General features: G+C 38.1%; 7 protein-coding genes. 6 read left to right on the top strand and 1 reads right to left on the bottom strand.

Annotated elements, in window-relative coordinates; translation table 11 throughout:
- The 3 genes from DLK05_RS17595 to DLK05_RS16125 all read left to right on the top strand — a co-directional run.
- Positions 1-1,497 (top strand): hypothetical protein (locus DLK05_RS17595; protein WP_209319928.1); only part of this gene is annotated, 1,497 nt, incomplete at its 5' end.
- A gap of 34 nt (positions 1,498-1,531) precedes the next feature.
- Positions 1,532-2,764 (top strand): nucleoside recognition domain-containing protein, encoded by a 1,233-nt coding sequence (locus DLK05_RS16130; RefSeq protein WP_127345041.1) that lies wholly within the window; start codon positions 1,532-1,534, stop codon positions 2,762-2,764.
- Positions 2,765-2,805: 41 nt separating this feature from the next.
- Positions 2,806-3,012, top strand: coding sequence for an RNA-binding S4 domain-containing protein (locus DLK05_RS16125; protein ID WP_209319927.1), 207 nt, complete (start codon positions 2,806-2,808; stop codon positions 3,010-3,012).
- Between the two features lie 74 nt (positions 3,013-3,086).
- On the opposite strand, the gene DLK05_RS16120 is transcribed toward DLK05_RS16125, so the two are convergent.
- A complete protein-coding gene (locus DLK05_RS16120; RefSeq protein ID WP_127345040.1) occupies positions 3,087-3,470 on the bottom strand; it encodes an SRPBCC domain-containing protein in 384 nt (127 codons plus the stop codon).
- Positions 3,471-3,692: 222 nt separating this feature from the next.
- Between DLK05_RS16120 and DLK05_RS16115 the strand changes: the two genes are divergently transcribed.
- From DLK05_RS16115 to DLK05_RS16105, 3 genes are read left to right on the top strand one after another with little or no spacing between them, the layout of a single operon-like run.
- Positions 3,693-4,985: a dihydrolipoamide acetyltransferase family protein gene (locus tag DLK05_RS16115; protein WP_127345039.1), complete on the top strand. Its 1,293-nt coding sequence runs from the start codon at positions 3,693-3,695 to the stop codon at positions 4,983-4,985.
- A gap of 50 nt (positions 4,986-5,035) precedes the next feature.
- Positions 5,036-7,078 (top strand): alpha-ketoacid dehydrogenase subunit alpha/beta, encoded by a 2,043-nt coding sequence (locus DLK05_RS16110; RefSeq protein WP_127345038.1) that lies wholly within the window; start codon positions 5,036-5,038, stop codon positions 7,076-7,078.
- 60 nt (positions 7,079-7,138) lie between these two features.
- Positions 7,139-7,648 (top strand): flavodoxin, encoded by a 510-nt coding sequence (locus DLK05_RS16105; protein ID WP_127345037.1) that lies wholly within the window; start codon positions 7,139-7,141, stop codon positions 7,646-7,648.
- The last annotated feature ends 613 nt before the right edge of the window (positions 7,649-8,261 follow it).

Raw genomic sequence — 8,261 nt, 5'->3', positions numbered from 1 at the left:
ACAGCAAAGACAAGTTATACAGATGCATTAAGTCTGAAAGCAGAGGAAGCTTATCCAAAAACTCAGATTCAGAAGATAGATGCACTGTTAGCAAGCCAGCAAGCCGAAGCAGAAAAGGCAGCACAGCTTGCAGCAGCAGAAAAAGCATTGTCTGAAAAGTATGCCTCCATCATTAAATTGGCAGATTCCCAGTTTAGTTCTGGCGATTATACTACCGCAAAGACAAGTTATACAGATGCATTAAGTCTGAAAGCAGGGGAGACTTATCCAAAAACTCAGATTCAGAAGATAGATGCATTATTGGCAAGGCAGCAAGCCGAAGCAGAAAAGGCTGCGCAACTTTCCAGAAATAAACAGATGTTGAATGAGAAATATCTATTATTAATTAGTTCTGCAGATAAGTTTTACGAAAAGGAATCATGGAGTTATGCGCTTGTAGATTACAAGAAGGCATTGAAAATTAAGCCAGAGGAAACCTATCCTCAGAATCAGATTGACGAAATAGAATTGCTTTTGGAAAATCTTAAAAAACAGGAGGAAGAGAAATTATTAGCAATAAATCAATACAAAACAATTATTCAGGAAGCGGATTTACTTTTCGAACAAGAAGAGTTTTTATTATCCAAAAGTAAATATGAGGTGGCTTTGGACCTTAAGCCACAGGAATCTTATCCTAAAAACCAGATCAAACGGGTAAAGGTGATATTGGATAATTTGAAAAGAGCAGAGCGTAATAAGCAAGAATTGGAAATAAAATATCAAAATGAGATTGCAAAAGCAGATAAGTTTTTTGAGAATGGAGATTATAGTGTTGCACGTCATCATTATCAAGCTGCATTGAAATTAAAATCTGTAGAAGAATATCCAAAAGAGAAATTAACCGAGATTGAGAATCGTCTGGCAGCATTGAAAAAGAAGGAAGATTTGGCTTTGGAAGCTCAAAAGAATAACAATTTTGAGAAGAACTTGGGAATTTTAAAGGAGAGGAATTACTCTGATTTAATAGGAAAAGCAGACCAATCTTTAAATCAGGAAAATTATAAAGTAGCAAAAGTCCTTTATGAAAAAGCGCTGGAACTTTTTGAAAGAGATTATCCGAAGCAGAAAATAGAAGAAATAAACAGACTAATTAGAGATCAAAGAAGATCAAAACAATCTCAGGCCTATAAAGATTTGATAACACGTGCCGATAAGGAATTAGAGGCAGAGCATTATGCTGTTGCAAAATTTTATTATAAAAAAGCGAATGATCTGGTTTCATCGGATGACTATCCTAAGGATCAGCTGGAGAAAATCAAGCATTTAATGAATGCGAGAAAAAATCAGAAAGTAGATAAGGAATATCAGTCCTTGCTTTCCAAAGCCGATGCTGCCTTAAAGAAAGGAAATCTTACTGTGGCAAGGTTTTATTACGAAAAGGCTGGGAATTTGAAGTCAGAAGAAAAATATCCAAAGCAAAAATTGAAAACCATTCAATTAGAGCAAAGCAAAAAGTAAATTTAAATTATTCTCAAACTATTAAATTATAGATATGGCATTAAACTATCTTTGGGTATTCTTTTTTCTTGCGGCCTTCGTAGTCGGATTGGTTAAATTGATATTTTGGGGTGATCTGGAAGTTTTTCCTCAAATGATCAATGCAACCTTCGACATGGCCAAGACAGGATTTGATATTTCTCTCGGTTTAACCGGAGTGTTAACCTTGTGGTTGGGAATCATGAAAATTGGAGAGAATGGTGGAATTATCAAAGTTTTCTCCCGATTGATAGGTCCGTTTTTTAATAAGCTATTTCCGGAACTTCCCAAAGGACATCCAGCTCATGGCTCCATCATGATGAATATTGCAGCAAATATGCTTGGTTTGGATAATGCTGCTACACCTTTAGGTTTGAAGGCTATGACCGAGATGCAGGAGGTTAATCCAAATAAAGATGTGGCGTCGAATGCGCAAATTATGTTTTTGGTGTTGAATACTTCTGGGCTAACTATTATTCCTATTTCGATAATGGTTTACCGTGCCCAATTAGGTGCTGTAAATCCTTCCGATATTTTTATACCGATCTTGTTAGCTACATATTTTTCAACTATTGCAGGTCTAATTAGTGTTGCCTTCATGCAAAAGATAAAGCTCTGGGATAAAACAGTACTTGCTTATTTAGGAGGATTATCAGCATTCATTATCGGACTTATCGTTTATTTTTCAAGTCTTGAAAAGGAGCAAATAACCACGATATCGACAGTTGTAAGTAATGTGTTTTTGTTCTCCATTATTATAGCTTTTATACTGTTGGCATTGCGCAAAAAAGTAAATGTTTACGAGAGTTTTATCGATGGCGCAAAAGAAGGATTTAGCATTGCGATTAAAATTATACCCTATCTCATAGCAATTTTGGTAGCCATAGGAGTTTTTCGCGCATCCGGAGCGATGGATTTACTGGTAGAAGGCGCGCGGCGTTTTTGCGTATATTTTTCGATTGATCCCGATTTTGTAGAAGCTTTACCAACAGCTCTTATGAAGCCATTGAGTGGAAGTGGTGCAAGAGGAATGATGGTGGATGCCATGCAGCAGTATGGTGCTGACTCCTTTGTTGGAAGATTAACTTCTACGCTGCAAGGAGCAACCGATACTACATTTTATATTATTGCTGTTTATTTTGGAGCCGTTGGAATTAAAAATACGCGATACGCTGTTACATGTGGCTTGATTGCTGATTTTGCTGGGATTGTTGCAGCCATTGCAATCGCATATCTTTTCTTTCATTAATTCGCTAAAAGAATTACTTTTGTCGCTCACAATCAAAAACTATGATAAAATTCAAAATTGAAACGGAATATATTGAGCTCATCAAATTGTTGAAAGCAACGCATATTAGTGAGAGTGGAGCACAGGCAAAAATATTTGTTGAGGATGGTATTGTGCTAAGAAATGGGGAAGTGGAACTTCGAAAGAGAGCAAAAATTCGTCCCGGTGATAAAATTGAAATTTTTGATGAGGTGATTGTCGTGGAATAGTACGATCAGCTCTTATAAAAAAACAATAGCCATGTGATTATCGCATGGCTATTGTTTTTTAGATACAGAATTTTCTAATAAAACTCCAGAAAATTTTTCATTGAACCCAAATAGTAATCCTTCCAACCTTCCACAATTTCCTCATAAGCATCTTCAGGAATATTTGTGTGAATCAGATTGATCTTAGTATTTTTCCCTTCCTTTTTTAGGATTAAAGTAACAATTGAAGGATGTTCCGTTTCGCCAAAAAACCATTCCTGAACTATTTTGTAGTCCTTAATTACTTCCAGGTTGCAACCACTAATATCACCATCCCACAAAGAGAAAATAGTGCCTGCTTTATCATCCATCACCGCAGGAAAGCCTGTCCATAATTCTATTTGAAAAGGATTTGTCAATGCAGAGAATACTTCTTCCGTATCGGCATTGATGAGAATATTGTATGTAAATTCTTTCATAGATTCAGATTATTTCAGTTCCAAAATTAAGCTGAATTTTTAAGAAAGCAGTAACTTATAGCAATTGAATTGAAATCTGATAAAGGAAATCAATGAGGCTATAAAAAATTGTAATCTGGACATTGCATTTTAATCTAAGTTAATTGAGTCTAAATAAGAATAAATTTTTATATTTGTATCGAAACATGCAAATATGAATATAAATATTAAACTTTAAGTTATATGTCTAGCTTTGAAATTCTAATGCCGAAAATGGGCGAGAGTGTACAAGAGGCTACCATCACAAAGATGTTCGTTAAATTAAACGACAGGGTAGAGGAAGACGATTTACTTTTCGAAATTGCAACCGATAAGGTAGATTCTGAAATTCCTTCTCCGGTAGAAGGAAAAGTGATAGAGGTTCGTTTTAAGGAAGATGATGTGGTTCCGGTAGGAGAGGTAGTAGCTGTTATTGCCATGGGCGATGCAGAAGATGTTGTATCTCCGGATATTACGGAAGAACCGGAGTCTAAGGTAGAAACTGTAATTCCGGAAACTACGGCGGTAGTTGAATCTACCGAAGATTTGGTATCTGCAAGCGGAAGGTTTTATTCCCCTTTAGTGAAGAGTATAGCAAAAAGTGAAAATATTTCTATTCAGGAATTGGATGCTATCCCCGGACATGGTAAGGAAGGACGGGTTCAAAAACAAGATGTGCTGAATTACCTGTCTAATCGAAATGGCTCTGCTGTGGTTAAGACTGAAGAGAAATCAGCAGCACCGCAAGCTACTGCTCCAAAAGCAAAGGTATCCATGTCTGTTGGAGCACAGGATCAGATTGTGGAAATGGATCGCATGAGAAGAATTATTGCCGATCATATGGTGATGTCGAAGCAAACCTCTCCACATGTTACTGCCATGGTAGAAGCGGATGTTACTGATATGGTGAATTGGAGAAATAAAGTGAAGGATGCTTTCTTGAAGAAGGAGAAAACAAAATTGACCTTTATGCCAATTATCATCGAGGCAGTAGCAAAATCCCTAAGAGAATTCCCGGGAGTGAATGCTTCGGTGGATGGTTATAATATCATTCTCAAAAAAGACATCAACATTGGTGTAGCAGTAGCACTTCCTAGCAATAATTTAATTGTGCCGGTAATTAAGAATTCCGATCACAAGAATTTAATTGGTTTGGCGAGCGAAATGAATCGTTTGGCAGACGATGCGCGAAACAATAAACTGAATCCGGATGATATTCAGGGAGGAACCTTTACGATCTCCAATTTTGGATCCTTTAAAAATGTTATGGGAACCCCAATAATCAATCAACCACAAGTTGCGATATTGGCAGTGGGAACCATCGAGAAAAAACCTGCTGTTTTGGAAACACCCGCCGGTGATGTGATTGTCCCTCGTCAGAAAATGTTCTTGTCTTTATCCTACGATCATAGAGTTGTCGATGGAGCTTTGGGAGGAGCATTCTTGAGAAAAATAGCAGATTACCTGGAAGAATTTGATATCAACAGATCTATTTAAATATGGAAACATTGGAATTAGAATCAAAAGAGCAAGAAAACAAGATCAAAATGACAGAAAACAAAAAATATAGTATTAAAAGCACATCTAAGGAATTACTTAGTCGTTGGTATCATCTGATGACATTAGGTAGAGCTTTGGATGAGAAAGCACCAAACTATCTCAAGCAAGCAATAGGTTGGTCCTATCATGCTCCTTATGCTGGTCATGATGGAATTCAACTGGCAATAGGTCAGACATTCAATAAGGAAACCGACCATTTATTTCCTTATTACAGAGATATGCTTACTTCCATTTCGGCAGGATTAACTGCTGAGGAAGTTATTTTTAACGGAATTTCTAAAGATACAGATGTTGCAGGTGGCGGTCGCCATATGTCGAATCATTTTGCGAAACCGGAATGGAACATTCACAATGTATCTTCCTGTACAGGTAACCATACGCTGCATGCCGTTGGAGTAGGTCGGGCCATTAAAAAATACCATCATAAAGGAGTTGTATTTAGCTCTCAGGGAGAATCTTCCGTGTCCGAAGGATATGTTTACGAGGCTATTAACGGAGCAACAAATGAACAATTGCCTGTCGTTTTTGTATTTCAGGATAATGGATATGGTATCTCGGTACCTAAAAAAGACCAGACAGCCAATCGTAAGGTTGCTGATAACTTTCGGGGTTTAAAATATTTGAAGATCATTCATTGTAACGGAAAGGATGTCTTCGATTCGATGAATGCCATGAAAGAAGCCAAGGAGTATGCAATGGAAAATTCAACTCCGGTAATTGTGCAGGCAAACTGTGTAAGAATGGGTTCTCATTCCAATTCCGATAAGCATGAACTATATCGTGATAATGCAGAATTGAATTATGTGCGCGAGTACGATCCATTAGCGAAATTTCGTCGTTTATTGGTTCGCTACAAACGATTTACCGAAGAAGAATTGCTCGCTATAGAAGCAGAAGTGAAACTAGAGGTGAAAAAAGCACATAAAGCAGGACTCACCGCTCCTGATCCCGATCCGGCATCGATATATGATTTTGTGATACCGGAAGCTTATGTATCAGAAAAATATCCCGAAGGATTACACGACTATACCGGAAATAAGTTAAAATTAATCGAAGGCTTAAACGAAACGCTTAAGGCAGAATTTCGTCATAATCCTGATACTTTTCTTTGGGGTCAAGATATTGCCAACAAAGAGAAGGGAGGTATCTTCAATGTTTCTAAAGGGATGCAGCAGGAATTTGGCAAGGAAAGAGTGTTTAATGCACCCATTGCCGAAGATTATATCATGGGAACAGCAAATGGAATGAGCCGTTTTAGCGATAAAATCCGCATTGTTGTAGAAGGTGCCGAATTTGCAGATTATTTTTGGCCAGCAATGGAGCAATTCGTTGAAACAACCCACGACTTTTGGAGATCGAAAGGGCAATATTCACCCAATATCACCGTACGACTAGCTTCCGGAGGATATATCGGAGGAGGTTTGTATCACTCCCAAAATATTGAGGGAGCACTGTCAACCTTCCCGGGGGTTAGGATTGTATATCCATCTTATGCCGATGATGCAGCGGGTTTGTTGAGAACCAGTATGCGTTCCAGAGGGATGACTGTATTTATGGAGCCAAAAGCCTTGTATAATGATCCGAAAGCTGCGGCTCCGGTTCCCGAAGATTTTGAAGTGCCATTCGGTAAAGCACGAGTTAGAAGAGAAGGATCGGATTTAACTATCATCACCTATGGAAATACAACTCATATGTGTGTGGAAGTAGCTGATAAACTTGCCGAAGAGACTGGGAAACAAGTGGAAGTGATTGACCTTCGCACCTTGGTTCCTATGGATAAGGAAACGATTCTGAAATCGGTAGCAAAAACCAATAAGGTGCTAGTGGTACACGAAGATAAGGTATTCTCTGGCTTTGGGGCTGAAATATCTGCTACCATTACCGAGGAAGCCTTCCAAAATCTGGATGCGCCAGTCAGAAGAGTAGGATCTGCCTTTACACCGGTTGGATTTAATAGAATTCTGGAAAAAGCTATTCTTCCGAATAATGATAAAATCTTTGTGGCAGCAAAAGAACTATTGGAATATTAATAATTGCTTAAAATTCGCAATTCTTATCATTCACTTTCGTGATACTTAATAGGTAATAAAATGAAAAAAATAGGACTATTTTATAGTTTCAATACAAATAAAACCGCGAAGAATGCGGAAAAGATAAAGAAAGCATTTGGCGACACTGTAGAAATTGAGAGCGTTAATGTTGAAGATATTGATGAGGAAACTTTCCTGACTTACAATAATATGGTACTAGGCGTTCCGACATGGTTTGATGGCGAGTTACCGAACTATTGGGATGAATTTATGCCAGCAATGGAAGATCTCAAGTTAAAAGGAAAGACAGTAGCCCTTTTCGGATTAGGCGATCAGGTCGGATATCCAGAAAACTTTGTTGATGCCATTGGTATTTTGGCGAAAGCCCTGGAAGAACGTGGAGCCAAAGTAATTGGTTTAACTGCTACCGAAGGATATAAATTTGAAAATTCGAAAGCAATTCGCGATGGTAAATTCCTGGGCTTAGCTCTCGATATTGAGAATCAGGCTGGCCTTACCGGCGATAGAATTAAGACTTGGGTAGAACAATTAAAAACAGAGTTCAAGTAAATTTTAGGTTCATATTTTTAAAAGGCTTCCTACATGTAGGGAGCTTTTTTTATGCCTAAATGTAAATACAATACTGTTGAGTGCAGGTATTGTGATAACTAATGGAGCGTGTTTAGACAGATGATTTTGAGGAATGGAGCTGTGGCAATGCCGTCTCTTCAAAGCTGTCATTGCGAGGAGTTTTTTCAACGACGAAGCAATCTGTTTCTCCAAAGCTGTCATTGTGAGGCGGAGGCACGGAGCCGTGACAATCTGCCCGAACACTGCAAAATTCAAAACAATTGCAATTAGTTTTGCATTTAATAGAGCCTGAAAGGCTCCAATCTCATAGCCAGGGGCATCGCCCCTGGTATTTATGTACCACGGTTAATTCAGGCTGAAGGCCTGATAGATTCCAGCCCTTCAGGCTATGGGATTAGCTGACTTATGTGATATTTTAGTGTGAAATGATTCTTCGCGACGGAATAGGAAATCTCTTCAGAGATAGGAGTGCAATGCTTTCGTTCGTTTTGCCTTGATGCAAAAAGAACCAAAAAATCAAGAAAAAAATATGCTATCCCCACACTCTGGATATTCTTAACGACTTTTCTGGTTAGCAGAAAAGTCTAAATAT

The organism is Ancylomarina longa (assembly GCF_003996985.1).
In the GTDB taxonomy this organism is placed as follows: domain Bacteria; phylum Bacteroidota; class Bacteroidia; order Bacteroidales; family Marinifilaceae; genus Ancylomarina_A; species Ancylomarina_A longa.
The sequence above is the reverse complement of the archived record's forward strand: the minus strand, read 5'-3'. Positions and strand labels throughout refer to the sequence as shown.

Coding starts and splice junctions, on each gene's coding strand:
- DLK05_RS16130 (WP_127345041.1), top strand. CDS start 1,532: ATGGCATTAAACTATCTTTGGGTATTCTTTTTTCTTGCGGCCTTCGTA.
- DLK05_RS16125 (WP_209319927.1), top strand. CDS start 2,806: ATGATAAAATTCAAAATTGAAACGGAATATATTGAGCTCATCAAATTG.
- DLK05_RS16120 (WP_127345040.1), bottom strand. CDS start 3,470: ATGAAAGAATTTACATACAATATTCTCATCAATGCCGATACGGAAGAA.
- DLK05_RS16115 (WP_127345039.1), top strand. CDS start 3,693: ATGTCTAGCTTTGAAATTCTAATGCCGAAAATGGGCGAGAGTGTACAA.
- DLK05_RS16110 (WP_127345038.1), top strand. CDS start 5,036: ATGACAGAAAACAAAAAATATAGTATTAAAAGCACATCTAAGGAATTA.
- DLK05_RS16105 (WP_127345037.1), top strand. CDS start 7,139: ATGAAAAAAATAGGACTATTTTATAGTTTCAATACAAATAAAACCGCG.